The organism is Burkholderia sp. BE17, assembly GCF_009362305.1.
GTDB lineage: Bacteria > Pseudomonadota > Gammaproteobacteria > Burkholderiales > Burkholderiaceae > Burkholderia > Burkholderia pyrrocinia_C.
The window spans coordinates 39,840-65,956 of the sequence record NZ_WHNU01000011.1 but is presented as its reverse complement, the minus strand read 5'-3'; the positions used below and the strand labels follow the sequence as shown (position 1 = coordinate 65,956).

Below are 26,117 nucleotides of genomic sequence, written 5' to 3'. Positions count from 1 at the left end.
TCGTCCGTGCGTTGTTGCGTTTACGGCGTGCAGTTGGTGCCGGTCAGAACACACACGTCTCGGTCGTCGTCAGCGTCGCAAACGGGCCATCAAGCGTCGCATTGTGATGCGCGACGATTCGCGCGGCCGGCAGTGCCGGCGTGTCCATGCAGGTGTGCGCGTCGGTCACGAGCACCGCGCGAAAGCCGAGGTCGGCGGCGGCGCGACAAGTCGTATCGATGCAGTACTGCGTCTTCATCCCGGTGACGACGAGTTCGCCGATGTTGGCCGCGCGCAGCCATTCGGCGAGCCGCGTGCCCGCGAAGCAGCTTGGCCGGGTCTTGTCGAACACGGTGTCGTGCGCGGGATCAATCGCGAGTTCCGGCAGCAGCGCTGTGAGTGGCGAGTCGGGCGCAATCGGCGTGCCGGCGGGACCGGTATGGCGCACCGCGAACACGGGCGTGCCGGTGTCGTGCGCGCGGCCAATCAACCGGTTGATGTTCGCGAGCACACGGTCGCCGTCGTGCGGACGATCGGGGCCATGAAACAGCCCGACCTGCATGTCGACGACGAGCAGCGCTCGTTTGGGGGAAGGGGCTTCGGACATCGCATTCTCCTGAGTGACGGGCACGGACGGAGAAGCGACAAGACCCCGTCCGGAACCGGCGGGGCCTGTGGGAAATCGGTGGCGCTACGACCTTGCGCGCACTCGCCGCACGAGCCCGCCGAAGGCGGTCGTGCGCGTCGTGGTCAAAGAAGTGGTCGTGGTGTGGCGCATGGAGCGATCATGCCCGATGCGCGCGCACTGCGTCAATCGCGTGCTGCGCACCGCCCGCCGCTCAGTCGAGCGACTTCCCGGCCTTTTCGTCCATGCAGCGTATCGCGAGCAGCGTGAACACGCCACAGCCGATCGCATACCACGCGGGTGCGTTCGGATTGCCGGTCGCCGCGATCAGCCAGGTAACGAAGAACTGCGCGAAGCCGCCGAAGATCGCGACGCCGACGCTGTACACGAGCGCGCCACCCGTTGCACGCACCGCACGCGGGAACAGTTCGCCGAGCATCGCACCGGTCGCGCCGATGTTGATCGCATGCACGATTGACAGCGCCGCGATGATCGACAGCAGCGACGCGGCGCCCGGCCAGCGGTTCAGCGCGATGAACGCCGGGTAGATCGCGGCCATCAGCACGATGCGCGTCCACCAGACGATCCGGTTGCGCCCGTAGACGTCGGACAGGTGGCCGCCGATCGGCGTCACGAGCATCAGGATCGCGCCGGCGACGCAGCCGGCCGTCATCGACAGCCAGGTCGGCAGGTGCAGAACCTGCACGCCGTAGATCGCCATGTAGAACACGATGATGTAGTGGATCGACGTGCCGCCGATCGTCACGCCGAGGCCCGCGAACACGGCCTTGCCGTGATGGCGCAGCACGTCGGCGAGCGGCAGCGACGCGACCGGTTCGTCGTGCGCGGCGGCAGGAATGGCAGCTGGTACTTCCTCGACGGTGCGGCGCAGCCAGTAGCCGAGCGGCACGAACAGCGTGCCGATGATGAACGGCACGCGCCAGCCCCAGCTTTCGAGCTGCGCGGCGCTCAGTGTCGACGTCAGCGCGACGCCGGTGAGCGCGCCCGCGAGCGCGGCGAGCCCCTGGCTCGAGAACTGGAACGATGCGTAGAAGCCGCGCCGATGCTGCGGCGCCTGTTCGAGCAGCAGCGTCGTCGACGCACCGACTTCGCCACCCGACGCGAACCCCTGCAGCAGGCGCGCGAGCACGAGCAGCAGCGGCGCCGCGAGGCCGATCTGCGCGAAGGTCGGTGCGACCGCGATCGTCGCGGTGCCGAGCGCCATCAGCAGCAGCGTGAGGATCATCGCCTTCTTGCGGCCGGCGCGGTCGGCATACATGCCGATCACGAGCCCGCCGAGCGGCCGCGTGACGAAGCCGACGCCGAAGCTCGCGACCGCGAGCATCAACTGCCCGAACGGCGAATGCACCGGGAAGAACAGCTTGCCGATCAGGATCGCGAAGAAGCTGTAGACCGTGAAGTCGTAGAACTCGAGCGCGTTGCCGACGGCGGCGGCCGCGATCAGCCGGCGTTTCTTCGCGGCGGCGCGTGCATCGGCCGGCGTGCCGGCGAACGAAAGGGCAGACGTTTCCATGGGGTTCCCCCGGTAAGCGCGAAACTGCGTGATGAAGGGCCGTCAGGCCGCGAGCCAGGCTTCGGCGACGCGAACCCAGTAGCTCGCGCCGATCGCGAGAATGTCGTCGTTGAAGTCGTAGCCGGGGTTGTGCACCATGCAGCCGCCCTTGCTGCCGATCCCGTTGCCGATGAACGCGTAGCAGCCGGGGCGTGCTTCGAGCATGAACGCGAAATCCTCGCTGCCCATCAGCGGCGCGGCTTCGGTCTCGACCCGCTCGTCGCCGAGCATCCGGCGCGCGATGTCGGCCGCGAACGCGGTCGGCTCCGCGTGATTGACGAGCACCGGGTAGCCGTAGTCGTAGTCGACTTCCGCGGTGACGCCGAAGCTTTCCGCCTGGCCTTTCACGAGCGCTTCGATGCGGCGCGCGAGCAGCGCGCGCACGTCGGCGTTCAGCGCGCGCACCGACAGCTTCATCACGACGGTTTCGGGAATGATGTTGAACGTCTCGCCGGCCTGCACGCTGCCGACCGTGATCACGGCCGCATGCTGCGCGTCGACCTCGCGCGCGACGATCGTCTGCAGCGCGACCATGATGCTGCCCGCGGCCGACATCGGATCGCGCGCGAAATGCGGCATCGCGCCGTGGCCGCCGACGCCGCGCAGCGTGATCGTCACGCGGTCGGCCGACGCCATCGCGGCACCGGTGCGGAACGCCATGTCGCCGGCCGCGCGGCCCGGCATGTTGTGGATCGCGAAGATCGCGTCGCACGGGAAGCGGTTGAACAGGCCGTCGTCCATCATCGCCTTCGCGCCGCCGAAGTTTTCCTCGGCCGGCTGGAAGATCAGGTTCAGCGTGCCGGAGAACTGGCGCGTCGCCGCGAGGTGGCGCGCCGCGCACAGCAGCATCGCGGTGTGGCCGTCGTGGCCGCATGCGTGCATCTTGTTCGCGTGGCGGCTCGCGTACGGCAGGCCGGTGGCTTCCGCGAGCGGCAGCGCGTCCATGTCGGCGCGCAGCCCGACCGTGCGCGTGCCTTGCCCTTCGCGCAACATGCCGACGACGCCCGTCTTGCCGATGCGGCGATGCACTTCGTAACCCCAGCCGGCGAGCAGCTCGGCGACGAGATCGCTCGTGAGCGTCTCTTCGAACGCGAGTTCGGGATGCGCATGGATGCGGCGGCGCACCGCGACCAGCTCGGGGGCGATCGCGGCGATGCCTGGGATGACGGGGTTCACGGCTTGCAGCATGGTGTCTCCTGTGGGGCCGATGGGGCGTTTGACGCGCATATGACGTGGAAGCATATAAATATCTTTTGCTTACCAGAAGCTGATAAATTGCTTTGGTGCACACCACCGGTTGCCGCTCGGGAATACCCTGAACCGGCACGCCCGGCCGGGTACCGGGTTTCCACGGATCACGCATCGCCGCCATGAAATACCATCAGCTGAAAGCGTTCGTCACCGTCGCGGAAGAGGGGAGCATTCGCGCGGCCGCGCGCCGCCTGAACGTGTCGCCGGCTGCGTTGACGAAGGCGGTCAAGGAACTGGAGATCGCGCTCGGCGTGTCGCTCGTCGTGCGCACCGCGCGCGGTGTGCAGCTCACAGCGTTCGGGCAGCAACTGCAGGTGCGCGCGCGTCTGATCGTCGCCGAGATGCAGCGCGCACGCGACGACATCGAGCAGGCGCAGGGCGCGATGACGGGCTCCGTCGCGGCGGCGATCACGCCGGCCGCCGCGGTGACGATCCTGCCCGATGCGTTTCGCGCGTTCCGGCGCCGCTTTCCGGTGGCGCGCGTCAACCTGATCGAAGGGTTTCCGGGCGTCGCGCTGCCTCGCTTGCACGACGGCTCGCTCGATTTCGCGGTGATCGTCGTCGTGCCCGAACTGCTGGCGGCCGAGTTCGATCATGCCGAGCTCTATGCGAGCCGTTCGCTGATCGTCGCGCGCAAGGAGCATCCGCTCGCGTCGGCCACGTCGCTCGCCGATCTCGTCGAGGCCGACTGGTTGATGAATCCGTCGCCGGAAAGCTCGACGCAGGTGTTGTTCAACTCGTTCGTCGCGCACGGGCTGCCGGTGCCGGCGCGCGTCGTCGAATGCCCGAGCTTCGGGCTTGCACACAGCCTGATGACGGGGTGCGACCTGATCGCGTCGATGCCCGAGCAACTGCTTCAGGGCGAGTGGGCACGCGATCAGTTGACGGTGCTGCCGATTCGCGAGCGTTTGCCGGCGGTGTCGGTGCAGGTCGTCACGCGCCGCGACAGCCCGCTGACGCCGGCCGCGGCGATGTTGCTCGATTGCCTGCGCGATTCCGCACGGCGCAAGGGGTTGCGGTGAATCGCTACCTGCGGGCAGCGACCGTCATCGCATAGTGATCCTGACGATTTGGCGTGCGGCGCTGCCGTCATTCGACGCACACGACACTCGCTCGGCGGGCACGCCATTCCGGCGCATGCGTCGCGAGCCGGTATCATAGCGGCCGGCCCGCCGCTCCGGCCGGCCTCCAACAACATCGCCATCCGGCATCCAGCAAGCAGAGGCATCACATGACCAGTGCAACCCAATTCGACAACGTATCGGTCGTCAAGCGCGCGAACGTCTATTTCGACGGCAAGTGCGTGTCGCATACCGTGCTCTTCCCGGACGGCACGCGCAAGACGCTCGGCGTGATCCTGCCGTGCGCGCTCAACTTCGGCACGGACGCGCCCGAATTGATGGAAGTGCAGGCCGGCAAGTGCCGGGTGAAGCTCGACGGCAGCAGCGAATGGCAGACCTACGGCGCCGGTGAATCGTTCTCCGTGCCGGGCAAGAGCCGCTTCGACATCGAAGTGCTCGAGACGCTCGACTACGTCTGCAGCTACCTGTAAGCGCGGGCGGCAGCAAAAGAAAAGCCCCGCCGAAGCGGGGCTTGTCGCAAGCGGATGGCGCAAGGCCATCCGGAGCGCCTGTTGTCGTTACAGGCAGGCGTTGATGTCGCCGGCCGACGACGCATCGCCGCCGCGGAAACCGACCCAGGTCTTCGCGTTTGCGGCGTTGGCCGGGCGCACCACGGCAGCGGCGCCGTTCGGCGGCTGCTGGCCCGGTGCATAAACTGCCATCGCGAGGCCGTTCGCCAGTTCATACTGCGACGTTACCTGTTGCTGCGACTTGTCGGCCCAGGTCTTCGCGATGCACTGCGCCACCTGGTCTGCGGGTTTCTGACTTTGTCCCACGTTCTGCAGGGCAGAATCGGCTGCATGAGCAGAAAATGCCACGGTCAATGCGATGAGCGGTAAGTATTTCACGTTCACGTTATCTCCCTCGAGTCGTGATTGATTGAGTGGGATGCGCAGCAGTACTGCGTGCTAATGAGATCGCACCGGACAAGCACGGTTCCGGCTATTCCGAAACAAGTTGTTAACGCGCTTGCCAAACGGCTGCTGCGATGCTGTGCACTCTGCTGCGGCGCGGCATGCGTCGCGTGCGGCCCGTCGGTGGACGGGGGCGCGGCAACGACGTCATGCGTTGCCTGGTCGGCGCGCTGCCCGGTCGTGTGGTGAGGTGACGGTCGCGGCGAGCGGCATGTGTCCGCATGCCGTGCCGCGACTCTTTATCTGATCGCGAAATGGAATGGCTTGATTGGGTGGCCCCGTCGCATGAGGACCATGATGACAAACTTTCGTCGGTCGGATTGTTAACCAACTTTAAACGCGGGAAGCAGCGGAAAACGATGCGGTGCGCGAGGCGCGCGCGCCGCATCGTGCAGCGAGGTGAGGCGAGGGCGCGTTGCACGCCCGCGCATGCGGGATGTGTCAGCCGGCCTTGCGCGTGCCGATGTCGCGCAGGTTGACCGGGACGATCGGACGGAAGCGCTCGCGCTTCTGTTCGTCATCGAAGTGCTGGAGCGCGGGCTTGATCAGGTCGCTGCGCGACACGATGCCGGTGATGCGCAGCGATTGCTCGTCGTCTACAACCGGCAGGCGTTCGAGGCCGAGCATCGCGAGGCGCGATGCGACGACGCGGCACGTTTCGTGCGCAAGCGCGACGGCGGGCGCGCGGTGGGCGAACGCGCCCGAGATCGGCGTGTCGGCGGCGGCGTGCGCGCGCTGCGCGTCGAGTGTTGCGCGATCGACGAGACCGAGCAGGCGGCCGTTCTGCACGACCGGGTACGCGCGGTGCGTCTGCTTCGCGCCGAAGTACTGCGTTTCGACGGCATCGAGCGTCGCCGCGCTGTCGATCGCGACGAGCCGGTCGGCGGACGTCATCACTTCGCCGATGTCATGCCGCTCGAGCGGATCGACGCCGTATTCGCGGTAGATGTGATAGCCGCGGCGTGCGATCTTTTCCGTCATGATCGAGCGCTTCATCACGACGGTCGCGAAGCCGTGCGCGACGAGCGTCGCCGCGAGCAGTGGCAGCAGCGCGTTGGCGTCGTGCGTGAGGCCGAACGCGAACACGATCGCGGTCAGCGGGGCGCCGAGCGTTGCGCCGAGCGTCGCGGCCATGCACACGAGCGGCCACAGTGCCGGATCGCCGCCGGGCAGCACCGGCGACAGCACGGTGCCGAGGCCGGCGCCGAGCATCAGCAGCGGGGCGAGCACACCGCCCGACGTACCCGAACCGAGCGCGATCACCCACATCACGGCCTTCACGATCAGCAGCGCGAGCGCGATCTTCAGCGCGATGTGCTGGTGGAGGAGATCGCCGATCACGTCGTAGCCGACGCCGAGCGCGCGCGGTTCGAGCCAGCCGCCGATGCCGATCACGATCGCGCCGAGCGCGGGCCACCACATCCAGTGCACGGGCAGCTTCGCGAAGCTGTCCTCGACACGGTACAGCGCGGCCGACAGGCCGCAGGCGAGCATGCCCGACAGCAGGCCCGCGACGATGCACGACAGCAGCGCGACCGGCGTCGGCGCGGCCGTGGCGAGCGGAAACAGCGGATCGACGCCGAAGAACAGCGCGCGGGCGAAACCGGCCACCGCGCACGCGAGCGCGACCGGCAGGAAACTGCGCGGACGCCATTCGAACAGCAGTAGCTCGACCGCGAGCAGCACGGCGGCGACCGGCGTGCCGAACACGGCCGTCATGCCGGCGGCCGCGCCGGCGACGAGCAGCGTCTTGCGCTCGGCGGCGGTCACGTGCACGCACTGCGCGATCAGCGAGCCGAGCGCGCCGCCCGTCATGATGATCGGGCCTTCGGCGCCGAACGGGCCGCCGCTGCCGATCACGACGCCGGACGACAGCGGCTTGAGGATCGCGACCTTCGGCGACATGCGGCTCTTGCCGAATAGGATCGCCTCGATCGCTTCCGGAATGCCGTGGCCGCGAATCTTTTCCGAACCGAAGCGCGCCATCATCCCGACGATCAACCCGCCGATCACCGGCACGACGATCACCCATGCGCCGAGCGTGTTGTTCGCCGGAGAGCGGTCGGCGAACGAGAACTGCTGGAAGAAGAACAGGTTCGTGAACAGGTGGATCAGGCTCAACAGCACGAATGCCGCAAGCGTGCTGAGCAGGCCGATCCCGGCGGCAAGCAACGCAATCCTGGGCAGGCGTTCGTTGGTCGAGAAATCGCGTTTGTGCGGTGCGTTCATCGGAGTGGCGAAAGCAAGGGTCAGTAATCGATCTGGGGAACCTGGAACGTGCCCTTGAGCGACTTCAGCTCGGCACGATGCATCGCCGCGAGGCGGGTGAGCAGCTTCTCGCCGGCTTGCTCGAGGTGGACCTCGACCTGCCGGCGGTCCGCTTCGCTCGTCTTGCGCTTCACGAGCCCGAGGGCTTCGCAGCGCGTCACCAGCGCAACGACGCCGTGATGCTGCGCCTGCAGGCGTTCCGCGAGCTCGCCGATGGTTGCCCATTCGCGATGCGGATAACCCTTGATGTGCAGCAGCAGCAGGTATTGCAGCGGCGTCACGCCTTCGCTTTGCGCGGCGCGCTCGGAGAAGCGCTCGAAGCGGCGCATCTGGTAGCGGAACTCGGACAGTTGCTGGAAATCGCTTTTGTTCAGCGCGCGTCTGGTATCGTTCATCGAGGTCGGTCGGTCGGGCAGGCGGTTTCGGAAACGATAAATATATCACAATATGATATAAATGGCCGAATAAAAGCGGAATGAGTGCATTCCGCGTGGTGTCGGCGCGTTGCGCTTGCGTTAAGCGGCCTCGAGCATCTGCGTCTGCTGGTAAAGGCCCGTGACGAGATCCGTCTGCGTAATGATTCCCACGAGCCGGCGCGATGCATCGACAACCGGAATGTGGTGGTGGCCCGAATGCGCGAACAGCGGCACGAGCGCGGTGATCGGCATCGTTTCCGGCACGAACGCGACCTCGCGCGTCATCACCGACGCGACGCTCGCGGGCTGGCCGCCGAACGATTGCGGCAGCCGTGCGGACAGGCGTTGCCACAGCGGGGTCGGGCGGCGCAGCTGGCGCGTGAGGTCGGCGCGCGTGACGATGCCGGCCAGGCGGCCCTCGCCGTCGACGACCGGCAGTGCCTTCACGCGGTGACGGTCGAGCAGCGTGAGCGCGGCCGTCACCGACGTCGACGGCGCGACCTCGATCGCATTCTTCGTCATCAGGTCGGCGCACTTGAGCTGGCCGAACGTGCGCGTATAGGCCTGCATCTCGGTTTCGCGCAGCAGCGTTTCGAGATCGTCCGGATCGACGTCGAGCCATTCGCCGCGACGCTTCAGCACCGCGTCGAGGTCGCCGCGCGCGAAGCCGCCGCGCGCCGGTGCGGCGCCTGCCTGCGGTTTCGCTTCGGCGCGCGTGCCGCCATGCGGGTAGCGGTGCCCGGTCAGTGCGTGATACGCGAGCGCGGCCGACAGCAGGATCGCCGATTGCAGCGCGATCGGCTCGAGCACGAAACTGAAACCGAGCGAATGGATTGCCGGGCCGCCGACCACGGCCGTGAGCGCGACGGCGCCCGACGGCGGATGCACGCAGCGCAGCGCGAACATGCCGCCGATCGCGCATGCGATCGCGACCGCGGCGGCCGTGATCGGATCGGCGATCCATAACGCGCACGCGACCCCGACCGTCGCCGCGACGAGATTGCCGCCGATGATCGACCACGGCTGCGCGAGCGGACTCGCTGGCACCGCGAACAGCAGCACGGCCGATGCCCCCATCGGCGCGACGAGCAGCGGCACGAGGCCCGGCACGCCGGGCAGCCATCGCATCGTGACGCCGACCGTCGCGATGCCGACGAGCGCGCCCGTGCACGAACGCAGTCGCTCACGCCAGCCGAGCGACATCGGATGGGGAATGAAACTGTGCAGCCATTGACGCAACGTGCGGCGCGACGAAGATGAGCCTGACGACATGGACGGGTAAGCGGTAAAAATGACAGCGCGGGTATGCGCGGCGACAAGCGCGGAATTATATCGCGTTGTGATACAAATTGTCGCGCTGCATCAAGCCGTTGCATGCGCACGACGCACGCGCCTTGCATAAACCTTTCATCCGACGAAAGCTTGGGCGGCCGGCAATAGCGCAAATTTGTCTGCGGCGGCGTACAATTCGGGCCACTGAATCCCCGATATCCCAGAACCACGTACGCGATGCCCGCCCTCCCGCCTTTCCCCCGGCACGGTGATCGATTCGACGTGGTTCGCGACTGCGTTCCGTTCCCCACCTGACGCGAGCGCCGCCGACGTCTCCCCACTGACTCTCCCCAAGCCAATTCAATGGACATGCTCGAAAACATGCGCCTGTTCGTGCGCGTTGTCGAAGCCGGCAGTTTTACTGCGGTCGCGAAGGAAATCGACGCGACCACCGCGCAGGTATCCCGCGCGGTATCGAACCTCGAAGCGCACGTACAGACGCGCCTGCTGCATCGCACGACGCGCCATCTCGGCCTCACCGAAAGCGGCGAACGCTATTTCGAGCGCGCGAAATCGATCCTCGCGGAAATCGACTATGCGAACGCGGAGGCGCGCAACGCACTGCTGCGGCCGAGCGGCAAGATGCGCATCCATGCGATGACGGGGCTCGGGCAGAGTCATGTCGTGTCGTCGATCGTCCGCTACCAGGAGGACAACCCCGACGTGTCGGTCGAGCTGACGCTTGCGCAGCGGATGCCGAATCTCGTCGAGGAAGGCTACGACGTGTCGATCGTGACGGCGTCGCAGTTGCCCGACTCGGGCTATGTCGCGCAGACCTGCGGCACGAGCTGCAGCGTGCTCGTCGCGTCGCGCGAATACCTGGCGCGACACGGTACGCCGCAGTCGCCCGACGATTTGCCGAACCACGTGTGCCTGCGCCTCGATACACCCGCGTCGCCGGCCGGCGAATGGCGGCTCGAGCGCAATGACGAAGAAGTGGCCGTCTACGAACTGCAGCCGGCGCCGTTCCAGGTCAACGTGCCGGATGCGCTGTGCGTCGCGGTGCGCGCCGGGCGCGGGATCGCGTGCGTCGCACTGTATACGGTGCTCGACGATATCCGCGCAGGGCGGCTGATCCGCGTGCTGCCCGAATACCGGCTGCAGACGGTGAGCGTGTACGCCGTCTACGCGACGCGCCGTTATCTCGACGCGAAGATCCGCACGTTCCTCGACCACCTGCGCACGACGCTCACGCCCGCGCTGGAGAACGACCTGCGTGAGCTCGACCGCCTGACGGTCGAGCAGATGCCGGGCGGCCGCAAGCGCGCTTGACGGCACGGTCGGGCGCGGCCGCGCGCCGACCGAACCGCGTGCGCCGTGGCGATGTTCATGCGCCCGGCCGCGTGTTGCGAATCCGCTCGAAGCGGCCTGCGAGCCATGGCGAGCGACGTATACAAAGCGATGCCGATCAGCCCGTGCGCGGCGACGAACCGCAATGCGCCGACGAGTCATGAAGGTCTCGGTCGTCGCGCGCGGCGCGGGCCGCGCATCAGGTGCAACCGAGCATGGAAATCGTATCGATATCGGTCTAACCTCGAAAGACCATCAATCGATACAAGATCTGGATGATTGAACTGCACCAGCTTCGCTGCTTCGTCGCGGTTGCCGAGGAGCTTCATTTCGGCCGCGCGGCCAAGCGGCTCTTCATGACGCAGCCGCCGCTCAGCCGGCAGATCCAGTTGCTCGAGCACGCGCTCGGCATCGCGCTGCTCGAACGCAGCAGCCGGCAGGTGAGCCTGACCGCGGCCGGCGAACGTTTCCTGCGCGACGCGCGCCATATCCTCGAATTCTCCGCGCGGGCCGGGCAGGCCGCGCAGCGCGTTGCGCACGGCGAGGCCGGCCGCATCACGCTCGGCTTCACGGCCGTCAGCGCGTACCGGATGATCCCGATGCTGCTGGCGCACGCCGCGCACGCGCTGCCGGACGTCGATGTCGAATTGCGCGAGATGGTGTCGACCGTGCAGATCGACGCGCTCGCATCGCGGATGCTCGACGCGGGTTTCGTGCGGCAGCGGGCCGCGCGCCAGCCGCTCGAATACCGGCTCGTGCAGCGCGAACCGATGCTCGTCGCGGTCGCGCAAGGCGCGCCGCTCGCCGCGTGCGAGCGCATCGGCCCCGACGATCTCGACCGGCAGCCATTCATCGCGTATTCACCGAACGAAGGGAAGTATTTCCACGACTTGATCTCCGGCTTGTTCGCGAACGCAGGCAGGCTGCCGAACTACCTGCATTACGTCGGGCAGACGCATACGATCCTCGGCCTCGTGCGTGCGGGGCTCGGCGCGGCGCTCGTACCGGCGTCGGCGCGCGAGCTGCATGTGGACGGCGTGGTGTTCCGGCCGCTTGCGGGCGTCGACGCCGCAGCGGAGCTGTATCTCGCGTGGCGAGCGGACAACGACAACCCGGCGTTGCCGGTGTTCAACGCGATGGTCGAGCGATTTCTCGCGCAGGAGCAGGGCGGCGCGGCGGCGTAGCGCGTGCGTGCCGCGTCACAAGCTTTCAATCCGGAAGCTTGCCGCCTGCGATGGCAAGCAATCCTGATCGGGCGCGGCGGGCTGGCGTCGGGCGAATCCTTACCATCGTGAAAGCCGCGTCGATACCTGTGTTTCAACGGCGGTTCGCTGCACTGCGACAACCGCTTGACGCTGCATGCCGGTCGGAGCAGGATACGTTCGTGCATTTGGAGCGGGACGCGCCGGCCGCGCGGTTCCTGCACCCGCGATACGCAAAAGAACAACGATGAGCCTTTACTCACTCGTACCGGAATCCCGGCGCCGCATCCGTCGGCCCGCCGGAACAACGATACTGCCGACGCCCGTCGCGTCACGTATCCGTCATCCTGTTTCGTACCGAGCCTCGGTACACTTCCCCGTCCGCGCGCTGGCCGCGACGATGAACGGCGCCGGTCCGGCCCGTCGCATCGGGCCGCAGCCTGCCGCCTCCGATCACCGCATCCTGAACGGCACCTACACCGGCGTCTCGTGACGCCCGCCGGCGCCTGTCCTTGCATTGCGCCGCCGGCTTTCCCGACCGTCCGGCGGCACCGGAGTCCGAAGCATTTCGAATGAGCTTGAAGAAGCAAACGCACGCAGTTCGGTTCGAGGTTCAAGGAGAAAAACTCATGTCGCAGCTTTCGAATGAAGCAAACGGCAGTTCGGGGAGTGGCAAGGCAAAGCTGATCAAGTGGGCGATCATCATCGCCGGCGTCGCGATTGCCGCACCGGCCGCGCTGTTCATCCTGAAGGGGATGGTCGCGCTGATCACGGCGGGCGTCATCGGCCTCGGCGCGATCTATTTCGCGCCGGTCGTCGCGATGAAGTTCGCGAACCAGAAGGTGAAGATGATCGTCGAGGAGGCGCAGTCGAATCCGATCGAGACGCTGATCAACCAGCTCGCGGAAAAGCGCCAGGCGGCACAGAAATTCGCGGACAGCATCACTGCGTTCCGCACCGAGGTGAAGAACTTCGAGAACAAGACGGAACTGTTCGAGAAGCAGTATCCGGACGACGCGCCGCGATTCAGGTCGCAGCTCGACACGATGAAGCAGTTGCTCGCGTTTCGCGAGGGCCGCTACAAGCAGGTGCAGGCCGAGCTGAAGAATTTCGCGACGGCGATCGACCGCGCGAAGGCGATGTGGGACATGTCGCAGGCCGCGCAGCAGATGAACAAGCTCGCGGGCCGGCAGACGGCCGACACGTTCGAGCAGATCAAGACCGACGTGGCCGTCGATTCGGTGATGCGCTCGGTCAACAAGGCGTTCTCCGAAATGGAGACGTCGCTGATGGATAACCCCGAGGTCAAGCAGGCGCAGCAGCAGGCGTTGAACGGCGGCCACGTGCCCGTTCCCGGCCCCGATGCGGCGAATCCCGCTGTGCTGCCGTCGAAACAACAATAACTTCCTGCAGGCACGCAACCATGAAAAAACTTCTCGGCGCAATCGCGTTTCTGGTGGTGCTCGTCGGCGTATGGATCGTGCATCAGGGCGGCCTGTCGACGCTGATTCCCGCGCATGACGCGGCCCCGGCCTCGACGTCCGCGCAAAATGGCGACACCGGCCAGCCCGCGCAGCCGTCGCCGTCGGCCAACGTGCTGCCGGCCGGCTTCACGCCGCAGGCCAGCTCGCTGAAATCGATTGCCGAAAACGGCATCGTGCGGATCTCGGTGCAGAACCCGAGCGAGCCGTTCTTCGGCGAGGACAAGGGCGCACCGCACGGCTTCAACGTCGAATTCGCGCGGCTGCTGTTCGCGGATCCGTCGTTCTCGCACGGCGGCAAACCGGTTGCCGTCGATACGCGTCACGAGGTCGACACGTACCCGGGCGTGCCGAAGCAACTGCTCGACACGGACGCGAAGGGCAACCACGTCGTCGACGTGGCGATGGACGGGCTGACGTTCCCGGACAACACGCCGGCCGGCGTCGTCTATTCGGTGCCGTACGTCGACGATTTCGGCTATTCGCTGATCGTGCGGCAAGGGTCTGCGATCCGCTCGACCGACGATCTCGCGGGCAAGACGGTCGGCATCCTGAAGGGCGACCCGGACGTGCGCGCGTTCGCCACGCGCCAGTATCCGAACGTCCGGTTCGTCGAGGTCGACGATTCCGATCCGGCGTTCATCGCGAAGAGCATCGACGGTCATGCGGTCGACGCGTTCATCTACGACTATCCGTTCGCGGTCAGTTCGATCAAGGGCACCGACCTGAAGTTCGCGGTGACCAAGCTCGACGGCTCGAACATCGCGTACAAGATCGGCGTGCGCGCCGCCGACCAGGATCTGCTGATCTACCTGAACGCCGCGATCGCGAAGCTCAAGCAGTCGCCGCAGTATCTCGACCTGCTGCGCAAGTACTTCGTCAGCGACCAGGCGGTGACGACCGCGGCCGCGTCGGGCGAACACACGTATGTGGTGAAGGCGGGCGACACGCTGAACATGATCGCCGCGAGCAAGCTCGGCAGCGGCCAGCGTTATCGCGAGATCCAGCGCCGCAACAACCTCGCCAATCCGAACCTGATCCTGGCGGGCCAGCATCTCGTGATTCCGGTCCGGTAGCGGTGGCGTGACGTGAACGAAGGTCGGTGAACGGAAGTAAAAAAACGCGCGGCCCGGCGGAGACGATCCGCCGGGCCGCGCGCATATTGGCGTCAGTGAGTGATCGACAGGAACAGGTACGCGGCGAACAGCGACAGGTGCACGACGCCGTGCAGCACCGTCGTGCGCCCCTGGCTGAGCGTCAGCGTGCTGACCAGCAAGGTGAGCGCCAGCAGCACGGTTTCCATCGCGCCGATGCCGAGCGTGAGCGGCTGGCCGACCCAGATGAACACGGCCGCGACGGTCGGGATCGTGAGCCCGATGCTCGCGAGCGCCGAACCGAGCGCGAGGTTCATGCTGGTCTGCAGGCGGTTCGCACGTGCGGCGGTGACGGCCGCGAGCCCTTCCGGCAGCAGCACGAGCGCGGCGATCACGATGCCGACCGCGGCTTCGGGCGCGCCGAGCTTCATCACTGCGTGCTCGACGGCCGGCGACAGCAGCTTCGCGAGCAGCACGACCGCGACGAGGCTCGCGAACAGCAGCAGCAGGCTGATCAGCGCGGTGCGGCTGCTCGGCGGCGCCGCGTGCACCGATTCGTTCGCGCTGTCGTGCTCGGTGAGGAAGTAGTCGCGGTGACGCACGGTCTGCACGAACACGAATGCGCCGTACAGCACGAGCGACGACACGCCGGCGAACGCGAGCTGCGATTTCGAAAAGAACGGGCCCGGTGCGGCGTTCAGGTAATTCGGCATCACGAGCGACAGCACCGACAGCGAAGCCAGCACCGCGAGCGCCTTGCTTGCGCCGCGCCCCTGGAAGTCCTGTTCGCCGTGCTTCCACGCGCCGACCAGCAGGCAGATGCCGACGATGCCGTTGCAGATGATCATCACGGCGGCGAACACGGTGTCGCGCGCGAGGCCCGATTTCTCGGGGCCCGCGCCGAGCATCACCGACACGATCAGCGCGACTTCGATGACGGTCACGGCAACCGCGAGCACGAGCGTGCCGAACGGTTCGCCGACGCGGTGCGCGACGACTTCCGCATGGTGGACGGCGGCGAACACGGCGCCGGCGAGCGCGGCGGCGAACACCGCGATGACGAGGCCTTCGGCCGGCACGACGCGCGACAGCGCGAGGACCAGCCATGCGGCAAGCGGGGCCACGAGGGTCCAGCGCGGGAGCTGGTTGGACGAGAGCGGCATGGAGGGTTTCCTTATGCGAGTGGCGGCGCGCGACGCGCCGTCACGGGGTGACGAAGCCCGGCCGTACTATCCGCCGAACGAGGATGATGAAACCGAAGGGTGGCCGCGCGTAATGGCGCTGCCTCGAGTTCGCCGCGATGAGGCGGCGAGGGGCGCGGGCGGGCTGGAGCCCGTCGCTGGGTGAAACGGTTCGATGCGGCTGGCCGCCGATGGCGGGGCGAATAATCGTGACGGCGCGCCGGCCGGACGCTCGGTTCCGACCCCGGAAGGGCACCGGACGATGGACATCGGTGGCGGCGTGACACGCGGTTTCCCCCTGAAATCCGTCGAGTTGTCGAATTTTATCAGGCGTTTGGGGGCCGCAATCTCATATTCGAACGCTTTCATTGACCTTTCGGTTTGCAAAAAGTGCCCCAACCCTTCAATTTTTTGTCTTTGCAGTTTCCGTAACGGTCTCTTGCACGACAAATTCGGGCTCGCCCTGACATAAATCTACCGACCGGTCGGTTTATAATCGCTCGCACTTCCACTTCATGACGGATCGCAAGCGATGGCTGTTTCCTCTGCACATTCGGTGAACTCGGGCGCGCTGGCGCCGTCGGCCGTCGTCGGCGTGATCGGCGCCGGCGCGATGGGCGCGGGCATCGCGCAGGTCGCGGCGGCGGCCGGTCATACGGTGCTGCTGTACGACCTGAACGAAGCGGCGTGCGACAACGCGCTGGCCGGCATCCGCGCGCAGTTCGCGCGGCTCGCGGAGAAAGGCCGGCTCGAACCGGCACAGGCCGACGCGGCCGGCAACCGGATCCGCGCGGTGCGCGCGCTGGCCGATCTGGCGGGCGCCGCGTTGATCGTCGAGGCAGCGGCCGAGCGGCTCGACGTGAAGCGGGACATTTTCGCGACGCTCGAACGCCATGTCGACGATGCTTGCCTGCTGGCGACCAACACGTCGTCGATCTCGATCACGTCGATCGCGGCGGGGCTGCGCGTGCCGCAGCGCGTCGCCGGCCTGCATTTCTTCAACCCGGCGCCGCTGATGGCGCTCGTCGAGGTGGTCAGCGGGCTTGCCACCGCGCCCGAGGTTGCGCAGGTCCTGTATGCGACCGCGGCCGCGTGGGGCAAAAAACCCGTGATGGCGAAATCGACGCCGGGCTTCATCGTGAATCGCGTCGCGCGGCCGTATTACGCGGAGGCGCTGCGCGTGCTGAACGAGCAGGGCGGCGCGCCGGCGTCGATCGATGCGGTGATGCGCGAGGCCGGCGGCTTCCGGATGGGGCCGTTCGAGCTGATGGACCTGATCGGCCATGACGTGAACTTCGCGGTGACCGAATCGGTGTTCCGCGCGTACTTCAACGACCCGCGCTACACGCCGTCGCTGATCCAGCAGGAACTCGTGAACGCGGGTTTCCTCGGGCGCAAGTCGGGGCGCGGCTTCTATTCGTATGCGGACGGCGCGACGCCGCCCGCACCCGATCTCGAGCCGCCGCGCGATGCGCCGGCGGATGCCACGCTGTACGCGCAGGACGGCCCGGCCGCCGCGCTGCACGCGCGCTTCGCCGAACGTGTCGCACTCGCGCGGCGGGCCGGCGCGCATCTGGACGACCTGCTCGCGACGGCCGGCCGCGCATCGATCGCGCTGACCGACGGCCGCACGGCGACCGCGCGCGCCGCGCAAACGGGCGTGGCCGATCTCGTGCTCGTCGACCTCGCGCGCGATTACGCGCAGGCCGGGCTCGTCGCGCTGACGCGTGCGCTCCAGTGCGGCGATGCCGCCTATGCGGACGCGGTCGGCCTGTTCCAGCAGGCGGGCTTTCGCGTCGTCGGCGTCGCGGACGTGCCGGGGATGATCGCGATGCGCACCGTCGCGATGCTCGCGAACGAGGCGGCCGACACGGTGAACCAGGGTGTGTGCTCGCCCGCCGATCTCGATCTCGCGATGGAGAAGGGCGTGAACTACCCGTGCGGCCCGCTCGCGTGGGCCGACGCGATCGGCATCGGCCGCGTGTTTCGCGTGCTGTCGAACCTGGCGGCGAGCTACGGCGAGGACCGCTATCGCGTGTCGCCGCGCATCGCCGCGCTGCATGCGGCCGGCCGTACGTTCCGGTCGTAGCCGCCGGCCCCGGCCACTCCGATTACCCCGAACACGATAACGACATCACTCCATTGGAGGAGCACCCCGATGACTCACCCGACGCATCCCGCCGCCGCCCTCGAACCGATCGAGACCGCCAGCCGCGACGAACTGCAGGCGCTGCAGCTCGAGCGCCTCAAGTGGTCGCTGCGCCACGCGTACGACAACGTCCCGCACTATCGGCGCACGTTCGATGCGGCGGGCGTGCATCCGGACGACCTGAAGACGCTCGCCGATCTCGCGAAATTCCCGTTCTCGACGAAGAACGACCTGCGCGACAACTATCCGTTCGGGCTCTTCGCGGTGCCGCGCGAGCAGGTCGTGCGCGTGCACGCGTCGAGCGGCACGACGGGCAAGCCGACCGTGGTCGGCTACACCGCGCGCGACATCGACACGTGGGCGAACGTGACCGCGCGTTCGATCCGCGCGGCCGGCGGCCGCCCGGGCGACACGCTGCACAACGCGTTCGGCTATGGCCTCTTCACGGGCGGCCTCGGGATTCACTACGGCGCGGAGCGGCTCGGCTGCATGGTCGTGCCGATGTCGGGCGGGCAGACCGAGAAGCAGGTGCAACTGATCCGCGATTTCGAGCCGAAGATCATCCTCGTCACGCCGTCGTACATGCTGAACCTGATCGACGAGATGGTGCGGCAGGGGATGGACCCGGCCGAGTCGTCGCTGAAGATCGGCATCTTCGGCGCCGAGCCGTGGACGCAGGCGTTGCGCGAGGAAGTGGAGACGCGCGTGGGCATCGACGCGCTCGACATCTACGGGCTGTCGGAAGTGATGGGCCCGGGCGTTGCGTGCGAATGCGTCGAGACGAAGGACGGCCCGGTGATCTGGGAAGACCACTTCTATCCGGAGATCATCGATCCCGTCACGGGCGAAGTGCTGCCCGACGGCAGCCAGGGCGAGCTCGTGTTCACGTCGCTGACGAAGGAGGCGATGCCGGTGATCCGCTATCGCACGCGCGATCTCACCGCGCTGCTGCCGCCGACCGCGCGCGCGATGCGCCGTCTCGCCAAAATCACGGGCCGTTCCGACGACATGCTGATCGTGCGCGGCGTGAACGTGTTCCCGAGCCAGATCGAGGAGATCGTCGTCGCGCTGCCGGCGCTGTCGGGCCAATTCCAGATCACGCTGTCGCGCGACGGTCACATGGACCGGCTCGACATCGCGGTCGAACTGCGCTCCGAGGCTGCGGCGTCGGTTACCGAAAGCGATCGCGCGGCGCTCGCGCGCGAGTTGCAGCACCGGATCAAGACGATGGTCGGCGTGTCGTCCGGCGTGACGGTGCTCGCGGCGGGCGGCATTCCGGCTACCTCGACCGGCAAGGCCCGGCGCGTGATCGACCGCCGCCAGGCCGCCTGATTCCGATGTTTGCCGTTCTACCCGAGGAAACCTGTTCGATGGATGAATTGAAGACCCTGGCCGTCGCGGTCGATGCGCGCGGCATTGCGACCGTTGTGCTGCAGCGCGGCGACGTGCTCAACGCGTTCGACGAGACGATGATCGCCGAGCTGACCGACGCATTCACGGCGCTCGGCCGGCGCGACGACGTGCGCGCGATCGTGCTGCGCTCGGACGGCCGCGCATTCTGCGCGGGCGCCGACCTGCAGTGGATGCAGCGCGCGAGCGCGAACGATGCGGCCGCGAACCTGCGCGACGCGGAGCGGTTCGCCGCGATGATGCGCGCGATCCGGCAGTGCCCGAAGCCGACGGTGGCACGCGTGCAGGGCCACGCGTTCGGCGGCGGCGTGGGCCTGTGCGCGGCCTGCGACATCGTGATCGCGAGCGACCATGCGCGCTTTTCGGTCAGCGAGGCACGTTTCGGAATCCTGCCGGCCGTGATCGGCCCGTATCTGGTCGAGGCGGTCGGCCAGCGCCAGGCGCGCCGGCTCGCGTTGACCGCGACGCAGCTCGCCGCCGGCGAAGCCGTCGCGATCGGCCTGATCCACCAGGCCGTGCCGCTCGATGCGCTCGACGAAGCGCTCGAACGGACGCTCGCGGAACTGGGCCGCAACGGCCCGAACGCGCTCACGGAGATCAAGCGCTTCTTCGATGCGATCGGCGAGTATCCGCCGTCGGACGAGCGCGCGGCGTTCACCGCACAGACGATCTCCCGCGTGCGGGCGACGCAGGAGGCGAAGGAGGGCTTCGCCGCGTTCTTCGCGAAGCGGCCGCCGGCATGGGAAGCGGGCGCCGAGTAAGGGCAAATCGCGACGATCGACGGCGGAGCGCGCCCGGCCGCATTTTGCGTCTCGGGCGCGGGCGCTTGCTCTACAATGCGTGACCCCCGGCGCGCTGCCGGCCCAGCCCCGACCGATTCTTCGCCCGATGATCGTCAACCGCCTTATCTCCGAGATCCTGTTCGGCTTCACCGGCCTGATCGGCATCATCAATCCGATCGGCATCGCGTTCCTGTTTCTCGAACGGACCGAGGCGCTCACCGAGCACGAGCGCGACCTGCTCGCGAGGAAGGTGGCGTTCAACGCGTTCATCGTGCTGATGGTCGCGTTCTTCGCCGGCACGCCCGTGCTGCATTTCTTCGGGATCTCGATGGAGGCGCTGCGGATCGGCGGCGGCCTGGCGGTCGCCGTGGCGGGCTGGCAGATGCTGAACGAGCCCGACGTGCCGGGCGGCGGCGACACGCCGGTCAAGCCGATCGACGCGAACGCGATCATGACGCGCGCGTTCTTCCCGCTGACCGTGCCGCTGACGGTCGGCCCCGGCTCGATCTCGACCGCGATCGCGCTGAATGCGAACCGCACGCATAAGCTGTCGGAGTTCATGCTGTCGAGCATCGTATCGATCGCCGTGTCGGTGCTCGTCGCGGTGGTGATCTGGCAGACCTACAGCCGCGCCGCGCTGCTGTCGCGCTACCTCGGCACCGAAGGCACCAAGGTCGCGATGCGCGTGTCGGCGTTCCTGCTGCTGTGCATCGGCGTGCAGATCATGCTGACCGGCTTCTCCGCGTTCCTGCAGCCGATCGCCGACCAGGTCAAGTAACCCGCCCGTCCTTTCCCGCGTTGCGACCGGGCGCCCGAGGCGCTCGGCGTGCCGGCGTGCGCGCCCTGCGCGTTTGCGCGGCGCGGGATAACATGCGACGTCTGGCGGATGCGCGGCGCACCGTTCGCGCCCTGCGCGCCGAACGGTGGCGCGCCTCCGGCCGCAAGCTCAACTTCAATGACGAGGCGTGCGATGGAATACGTGAAATTCGGGTCGACCGGGCTGGAGGTATCGAAACTGGTGCTGGGCTGCATGACGTTCGGCGAGCCGTTGCGCGGCACGCACCCGTGGACGCTGCCGGAAGCGGAGAGCCGCCCGATCATCCAGCGGGCGGTCGAAGCCGGCATCAACTTCTTCGATACCGCGAACATGTATTCGGACGGCACGTCGGAGGAGATCGTCGGCCGCGCGCTGCGCGATTTCACGAAGCGCGACGACGTCGTGATCGCGACCAAGGTGTTCTACCGGATGCGGCCGGGGCCGAACGGCGCGGGCCTGTCGCGCAAGGCGATCACGACCGACATCGACCAGAGCCTGAAGCGGCTCGGCACCGATTACGTCGACCTCTACCAGATTCATCGCTGGGATTACGGCACGCCGATCGAGGAGACGCTCGAGGCGCTGCACGACGTGGTGAAGGCCGGCAAGGCGCGCTATATCGGTGCATCGTCGATGTTCGCGTGGCAGTTCGCGAAGGCGCTGTACACGTCGAAGCAGAACGGCTGGACCCGCTTCGTCAGCATGCAGAACCATCTGAACCTGCTGTATCGCGAGGAAGAGCGGGAAATGCTGCCGCTGTGCGAAGCCGAGGGCATCGCGGTGATTCCGTGGAGCCCGCTCGCGCGCGGCCGGCTGACGCGCAACTGGGACGAATCGTCGGAACGGCAGCAGAAGGACGACGTCGGCCAGCGGCTGTACGACGCGACGGCCGATGCGGACAAGGCGGTCGTCGACGCCGTCGCCGCGATCGCCGCCGCGCGCAACGTGCCGCGCGCGCAGGTCGCGCTCGCGTGGGTCGCGCAAAAGCGCGGCGTCACCGCGCCGATCGTCGGCATCTCGAAGCCGCAGCAACTGGATGATGCGCTCGGCGCGCTCGAATTGAAACTGACCGACGACGAAATCGCCACGCTTGAAGGCCCGTACGTGCCGCACGCGATCGCCGGGTTCAACTGAGCGCGGTATCTCGCCGGGCGGCGCCGCGCGCCGCGGTCAACGCGCGGCGGCGAGCATCGGGTAGGTCAACAGGCCGAAGTGAACGACGTTCAGCCCCGCATGCGCGAGCGCGGAGGCGAGCAACCCGCCGCGCCGCCACGCGAGGCCGTAACCGATACCGGCCACCGTGCCGAGCACGATCCATTGCCAGCCGCCGGCCGCGTGCGCGGCGCCGAACAGCACCGCGCCGATCGCGAGCGCGACCCACGGGCCCCATGCGAACGCGCGGAGCGCGCGCGTCAGCCCGCCTTGCACGTAGCCGCGGAACAGCGCTTCCTCGGCGAGCGTCACGAGCAACAGGTTGTTCACGAGCCACAGCCAGCCCGACGCCGGCCATTTGGGCGCCCAGCCGACCATCCCGAACGCGAGCGCGCCGGCCAGGCACGTGGCGGCCGTCGCGACGGCCGCCACCGCGCCCGTGCGCAGCGCGCGCGACAGCGCGACGTCGGGGGCGACCCACGGCAGCACCCACAGCAGCCACAGGCCGACCAGCGGCTTGTCGAGATTCAGGTACATCGTGAACGGCACGGCGTCCGGCGTGAAACGCGTCGGGGCGATCACGAGCGGATTGTGGAAACCGGGGATCAGGTGCAGGCTCAGCGCGATCGCGAGCGCGGCAAACACGGCGTGCGCGGCGATCCGCACCGCGAGCGGGCGCGCGGGCGACACGCCCCACGCGGCCGCGGCCAGCAGCGCGAGCGATGCCAGCGCAACCGGCTCGAGCTTGCCGAACGCCAGCGCGCCGGCATAGCCGAGCGCGGCCAGGATGAGGCTCAGGCCGTGCTGAGGGCGATGCCACGCGAAAGCGGCGGCCGCGAACAGGGCGAGCCAGATCGTGGCGCACGGAAGGAGCGAAAGGGACATGACAGGAAAGGCATAGGTCGGACAAGACGCCGCGCATCATACAGCAGTCGCGGTGACAGGCCGCCGGGCCGGCGCCGGCCGCGCGGCCGTCAGCGTCCGGCGACCTCGGTGACGCCGTCGCCGGACCGGATGTCGACGCTGTTGCGCACGCGCATCCGCCGCCGGTACCAGAACGTCCACATCAGCAGGCAGCCGAACACGGTGTAGCCGATGATCGGCGACACGACCAGCACGCGCTCGACCGGCCAGGTGATGACCATCCAGCAGCGCAGCAGCATCTCCAGCGTCATGAAGGCGCCCCACACGAAGGTCATCCGCCGCAGCATCTGCCGCAACCCCGGCTGTGCGGCCCAGACCGATTCGAAGTGCGCGGCGCCGCCGTCCATCTCGCGGGCCACGGTGGCGCGAGCGAGATAGAAGATCAGCGGGCGTTCGCGGAACAGCGACAGCAGGAACACGACGCCGATCGTGCCCGACGCGAGCGATTCGCGCATCAGCAGCGTGCGCGGGCTGCCGCCGAACGCCATTCCGACGATCGACAGCGCGATGCCGAGCAGCACGATGGCCGCCACCGCGTCGACGCGGCGCGAGCGGACGAATTCGACGATCGACCAGACGATCGGCGGAACCGCCGACGCGTACAGCGCGCCGGTTTCGCCGAAATACGGATGTGCGACCCGGTACGCAACCCAGGGCAGCAACAGGTTGACGAAGAGTTCGAGAATCAGGCCGGCTCGCGGTTTCACGGTACGCAATTCCACGCAGGTTGGGGCGAACGCGTGACGGGCATGGTTGCCCGCGGTTGCCCCGAAAAGGGTTCGGTCCAGTATATCGAAGAATCGCGCCGGATTGCGGCGTCGCAACGGCCGTTTGCCGTCGGCGCGTTCGTCATGCAGTGGCCGCGGCCGGCAGCGTGATCGTGACCGTGGTGCCGTGCAGCAGCACGCTATGCACGTGGATCTCGCCTTCGTGCCGTTCGACGACCGCCTTGACGAACGCCATGCCGAGCCCGACGCCGCCGGTTTCCGGTTGTCCGGCGGTGCGAAAGCGCCGGTAGCGCTCGAACAGCCGCGTCTGGTCCGTGCTGCTGATCCCGCATCCGCTGTCGCGAATCGTGCAGCGCACGGTCTTGCCGTCGGCGCTCGGCTCGACCCGGCATTCGACGCTCGTCCGCGACGCGCTGTACTTGATCGCGTTGTCCAGCAGGTTGATCAGCGCGCGCGACAGCAGGGCCGGGTCGCCGAGCACGATCGCGTCGTCGCGGCGCGGCACGTCGTCCAGCGAAATGAGCTTCTGGTGCGCGAGCGGCCACACCGCGTCGCGCGCCTCGTTCATCAGGTCGGCGAGGTTGACCGGCACGCGCTCGTATTCGCTGGCCTCCGCACGCGAGAGCTGCGCGAAACCGTCGGCCATCGCCAGCGTGTGCCGCACGAGTTTGCCGATTCTCGCGAACTGCCGCTTCTTCTGCGCGTCGTCCACATGCTGCTCCTGCGTGGCGATCAGGATGATCAGCGACGTCAGCGGTGCGCGCATGTCGTGCGAGAACAGCGTCAGCATGTCGTTGCGCTGGCGCTCGAGCATGTCGCGGCGTACGTAAGCGTTGCGCAAGGTCTCCAGCGCTTCGTGGATGCGGGTGATCTCGGGCGCGATTCCGCGCGGCATCGCGACGTGCGCCGTATCGCCGTTGCCGAGCGCGATGATCCGGCGGCCGAGCGTATCGAGCGGCTTCGACAGCAGCCGCTGCGTGCCGCGCGCGAGCGAGAACAGGATCGCGATGCTGAGCGCCGTCGCGAACGCCGACATCGCAACCTTGATCCGGGCCGTGTTCCGGTCCGAAATGACACGACGCCGGGCAACGTCGATGACACGGTCGCGCAGCAGTTCGCACGGCCGGAAATACGGGACGATCGTCCTGGAAAAATCTGCGGCGCTCATCGGGTAGGTTCCGGTCCGGCCGTTCGCGACGATCGTGTCGACGAGCGGGAGAAGATGAGTGTCGAACGCCGCGTTCAGCTGTGCATACTCGTGCGCCACGTCGGCATCGTCGAGCTGCGTGCCGATCGCGCCGCCGATCAGCGCGCGCAATTGCTCGATGCGTCCGCGCATCCGCATGATGTCCGCGAACTGCGCGCGGTCGAGCGGCTGCCGCGCGAACGTCGGGGCAATGAGCAGCGAGCCGGTGCGCCCCGCGTATTCCCGTAGATCGCTCAGCAGCCGCGCCAGCAGGATCGCGCCCGACGTGCGCGGGTCGCGCATTGCCGTATCGGTCATCGCGCCGTCGATCAGCAACGATACCGTATCGACGACCCGGAACAGGTGCGCCTGCGCGTGCTGGATATCGTGAACGGTGCGCGATGCGAGCGGCCGCGCGTCGAGTGCGTCGACTTCCGCGCGCGCGTCGGCGAGCGTGACCCGGATCGCGTCGAGCGCGTGCAGCAGGTTGCCGCGCTCGCGCTCGTCGAGTGCGCTCGCCTGCCCGATGCCGGCGCGAAAGTGTTCGAGCGCGTCGTCGGATCGCGCACGCGCGGCGAGCAGGTTGCGCACTTCCGTCGCTTCGTCGTGCTGCAGGCGTACCAGCAGGTCGTTCGTCGGGCCGCGCTCGGCCGAGATCATGTTGGCCGCGACCATCGCGCCGTGGATGAATTCGAAGCCTTGCAGGTCGGCGTTTTCCTGCCGGTATTGCCGGAAACTTCCCCAGACGATCGTGCCGCACAGCAAGGCCAGTAGCGTGGTGACGAGCGCGAAGCCGATATGCGTCTTCTGCTGGATCGTCAGCGATCGAACGTTGTTTGCGTATTCCCGATTAAATGACAGATTCATGACACATCATGTTTGCAAGCTATCCCGGGGAGGCCCGTATTCTCGGCCTGTCGGCGCCGTTGCGCCGTGAGGTTCAACAGGTGTTTCGCCGTCACGCGGCGGCAACGATCCCGGCCGGGAAGCCGGATCGCGCGTTGCACAGGATCGCCTTGCGCCACCTTCCTGTCGATACCGGATGAATCGCGCGTGACCCGAGGAAACCCTGATCGCCGGTTCGACGGGTGGGGTGTTGCGGCTAATGGTTTGGATTGCGAATGTTTTGAATCGTCGCGTGCGACCGGAGAGCGGCTTGAAATCCGCTTCGGATGACGACAGCAGGGAAGAGGGCGCTGGAGGGGAGTTGTTCGGCAAACGTTTGCGTCACTCATGTACGGG

General features: G+C 67.5%; 23 protein-coding genes. 12 read left to right on the top strand and 11 right to left on the bottom strand.

Annotation, left to right across the window (positions count from 1 at the left end; all coding sequences use genetic code 11):
• Positions 1-43: 43 nt before the first annotated feature.
• The 3 genes from GD429_RS11835 to GD429_RS11825 all read right to left on the bottom strand — a co-directional run bounded on the left by GD429_RS11835 (position 44) and on the right by GD429_RS11825 (position 3,365).
• Entirely contained in the window at positions 44-586 is a 543-nt protein-coding gene (locus tag GD429_RS11835; RefSeq protein ID WP_152857095.1) for a cysteine hydrolase family protein, read from the bottom strand.
• 232 nt (positions 587-818) lie between these two features.
• Positions 819-2,138, bottom strand: coding sequence for an MFS transporter (locus GD429_RS11830; RefSeq protein ID WP_152857094.1), 1,320 nt, complete (start codon positions 2,136-2,138; stop codon positions 819-821).
• Between the two features lie 42 nt (positions 2,139-2,180).
• Complete coding sequence (locus tag GD429_RS11825; protein ID WP_152857093.1) at positions 2,181-3,365, bottom strand: M20 aminoacylase family protein; 1,185 nt, start codon at positions 3,363-3,365, stop codon at positions 2,181-2,183.
• Positions 3,366-3,547: 182 nt separating this feature from the next.
• On the opposite strand from GD429_RS11825, the gene GD429_RS11820 reads away from it, so the two are divergent.
• Together GD429_RS11820 and GD429_RS11815 are read left to right on the top strand one after the other, a co-directional pair.
• On the top strand, positions 3,548-4,450 hold the full coding sequence (locus GD429_RS11820; RefSeq protein ID WP_152857092.1) for a LysR substrate-binding domain-containing protein: 903 nt from the start codon (positions 3,548-3,550) through the stop codon (positions 4,448-4,450).
• Between the two features lie 209 nt (positions 4,451-4,659).
• The gene (locus tag GD429_RS11815) at positions 4,660-4,980 is read left to right on the top strand and encodes a pyrimidine/purine nucleoside phosphorylase (RefSeq protein ID WP_006478890.1); all 321 of its coding nucleotides are present in this window, start codon (positions 4,660-4,662) and stop codon (positions 4,978-4,980) included.
• Between the two features lie 87 nt (positions 4,981-5,067).
• Here GD429_RS11815 and GD429_RS11810 read toward each other — a convergent pair whose 3' ends face one another.
• The 4 genes from GD429_RS11810 to GD429_RS11795 form a co-directional block, all read right to left on the bottom strand.
• Positions 5,068-5,403 carry a hypothetical protein gene (locus GD429_RS11810; protein WP_174418674.1) on the bottom strand — a complete coding sequence of 112 codons (336 nt, stop codon included), beginning with the start codon at positions 5,401-5,403 and terminating at the stop codon, positions 5,068-5,070.
• 501 nt (positions 5,404-5,904) lie between these two features.
• Positions 5,905-7,692, bottom strand: coding sequence for a chloride channel protein (locus GD429_RS11805; RefSeq protein ID WP_152857090.1), 1,788 nt, complete (start codon positions 7,690-7,692; stop codon positions 5,905-5,907).
• Between the two features lie 20 nt (positions 7,693-7,712).
• Entirely contained in the window at positions 7,713-8,126 is a 414-nt protein-coding gene (locus tag GD429_RS11800) for a MarR family winged helix-turn-helix transcriptional regulator (protein ID WP_152857089.1), read from the bottom strand.
• 120 nt (positions 8,127-8,246) lie between these two features.
• Entirely contained in the window at positions 8,247-9,419 is a 1,173-nt protein-coding gene (locus GD429_RS11795; RefSeq protein WP_152857088.1) for an HPP family protein, read from the bottom strand.
• Positions 9,420-9,782: 363 nt separating this feature from the next.
• On the opposite strand from GD429_RS11795, the gene GD429_RS11790 reads away from it, so the two are divergent.
• The 4 genes from GD429_RS11790 (at position 9,783) to GD429_RS11775 (ending at position 14,528) form a co-directional block, all read left to right on the top strand.
• Positions 9,783-10,751, top strand: a complete 969-nt coding sequence (locus GD429_RS11790) for a LysR family transcriptional regulator (protein WP_034180238.1) — start codon at positions 9,783-9,785, stop codon at positions 10,749-10,751.
• Between the two features lie 293 nt (positions 10,752-11,044).
• The gene (locus tag GD429_RS11785) at positions 11,045-11,953 is read left to right on the top strand and encodes a LysR substrate-binding domain-containing protein (protein WP_152857087.1); all 909 of its coding nucleotides are present in this window, start codon (positions 11,045-11,047) and stop codon (positions 11,951-11,953) included.
• A gap of 647 nt (positions 11,954-12,600) precedes the next feature.
• Positions 12,601-13,374, top strand: a complete 774-nt coding sequence (locus GD429_RS11780) for a hypothetical protein (protein WP_152857086.1) — start codon at positions 12,601-12,603, stop codon at positions 13,372-13,374.
• A 20-nt stretch (positions 13,375-13,394) separates the two neighbouring features.
• Complete coding sequence (locus GD429_RS11775) at positions 13,395-14,528, top strand: LysM peptidoglycan-binding domain-containing protein (protein ID WP_152857085.1); 1,134 nt, start codon at positions 13,395-13,397, stop codon at positions 14,526-14,528.
• Positions 14,529-14,620: 92 nt separating this feature from the next.
• Here the strand turns inward: GD429_RS11775 and GD429_RS11770 are convergent, their stop codons facing one another.
• Positions 14,621-15,709 (bottom strand): calcium:proton antiporter, encoded by a 1,089-nt coding sequence (locus tag GD429_RS11770; protein WP_152857084.1) that lies wholly within the window; start codon positions 15,707-15,709, stop codon positions 14,621-14,623.
• Positions 15,710-16,259: 550 nt separating this feature from the next.
• Here GD429_RS11770 and GD429_RS11765 point away from each other — a divergent pair.
• The 5 genes from GD429_RS11765 to GD429_RS11745 all read left to right on the top strand — a co-directional run bounded on the left by GD429_RS11765 (position 16,260) and on the right by GD429_RS11745 (position 22,019).
• Positions 16,260-17,816 carry a 3-hydroxyacyl-CoA dehydrogenase gene (locus GD429_RS11765; RefSeq protein WP_152857083.1) on the top strand — a complete coding sequence of 519 codons (1,557 nt, stop codon included), beginning with the start codon at positions 16,260-16,262 and terminating at the stop codon, positions 17,814-17,816.
• Positions 17,817-17,885: 69 nt separating this feature from the next.
• Positions 17,886-19,208 carry a phenylacetate--CoA ligase PaaK gene (paaK, locus tag GD429_RS11760; protein WP_152857082.1) on the top strand — a complete coding sequence of 441 codons (1,323 nt, stop codon included), beginning with the start codon at positions 17,886-17,888 and terminating at the stop codon, positions 19,206-19,208.
• 38 nt (positions 19,209-19,246) lie between these two features.
• Entirely contained in the window at positions 19,247-20,047 is an 801-nt protein-coding gene (locus tag GD429_RS11755) for an enoyl-CoA hydratase-related protein (protein ID WP_152857081.1), read from the top strand.
• A gap of 127 nt (positions 20,048-20,174) precedes the next feature.
• A complete protein-coding gene (locus tag GD429_RS11750; RefSeq protein ID WP_034180232.1) occupies positions 20,175-20,846 on the top strand; it encodes a MarC family protein in 672 nt (223 codons plus the stop codon).
• A 192-nt stretch (positions 20,847-21,038) separates the two neighbouring features.
• Positions 21,039-22,019, top strand: a complete 981-nt coding sequence (locus tag GD429_RS11745) for an aldo/keto reductase (protein WP_152857080.1) — start codon at positions 21,039-21,041, stop codon at positions 22,017-22,019.
• Positions 22,020-22,055: 36 nt separating this feature from the next.
• Here GD429_RS11745 and GD429_RS11740 read toward each other — a convergent pair whose 3' ends face one another.
• The 3 genes from GD429_RS11740 to GD429_RS11730 form a co-directional block, all read right to left on the bottom strand.
• The gene (locus tag GD429_RS11740; RefSeq protein WP_152857079.1) at positions 22,056-22,922 is read right to left on the bottom strand and encodes a CPBP family intramembrane glutamic endopeptidase; all 867 of its coding nucleotides are present in this window, start codon (positions 22,920-22,922) and stop codon (positions 22,056-22,058) included.
• Positions 22,923-23,011: 89 nt separating this feature from the next.
• Positions 23,012-23,668, bottom strand: a complete 657-nt coding sequence (locus GD429_RS11735; protein ID WP_175918083.1) for a VC0807 family protein — start codon at positions 23,666-23,668, stop codon at positions 23,012-23,014.
• A gap of 142 nt (positions 23,669-23,810) precedes the next feature.
• Entirely contained in the window at positions 23,811-25,742 is a 1,932-nt protein-coding gene (locus GD429_RS11730) for a sensor histidine kinase (RefSeq protein WP_152857078.1), read from the bottom strand.
• A gap of 8 nt (positions 25,743-25,750) precedes the next feature.
• On the opposite strand from GD429_RS11730, the gene GD429_RS40425 reads away from it, so the two are divergent.
• Complete coding sequence (locus GD429_RS40425; protein ID WP_193727102.1) at positions 25,751-25,921, top strand: hypothetical protein; 171 nt, start codon at positions 25,751-25,753, stop codon at positions 25,919-25,921.
• The last annotated feature ends 196 nt before the right edge of the window (positions 25,922-26,117 follow it).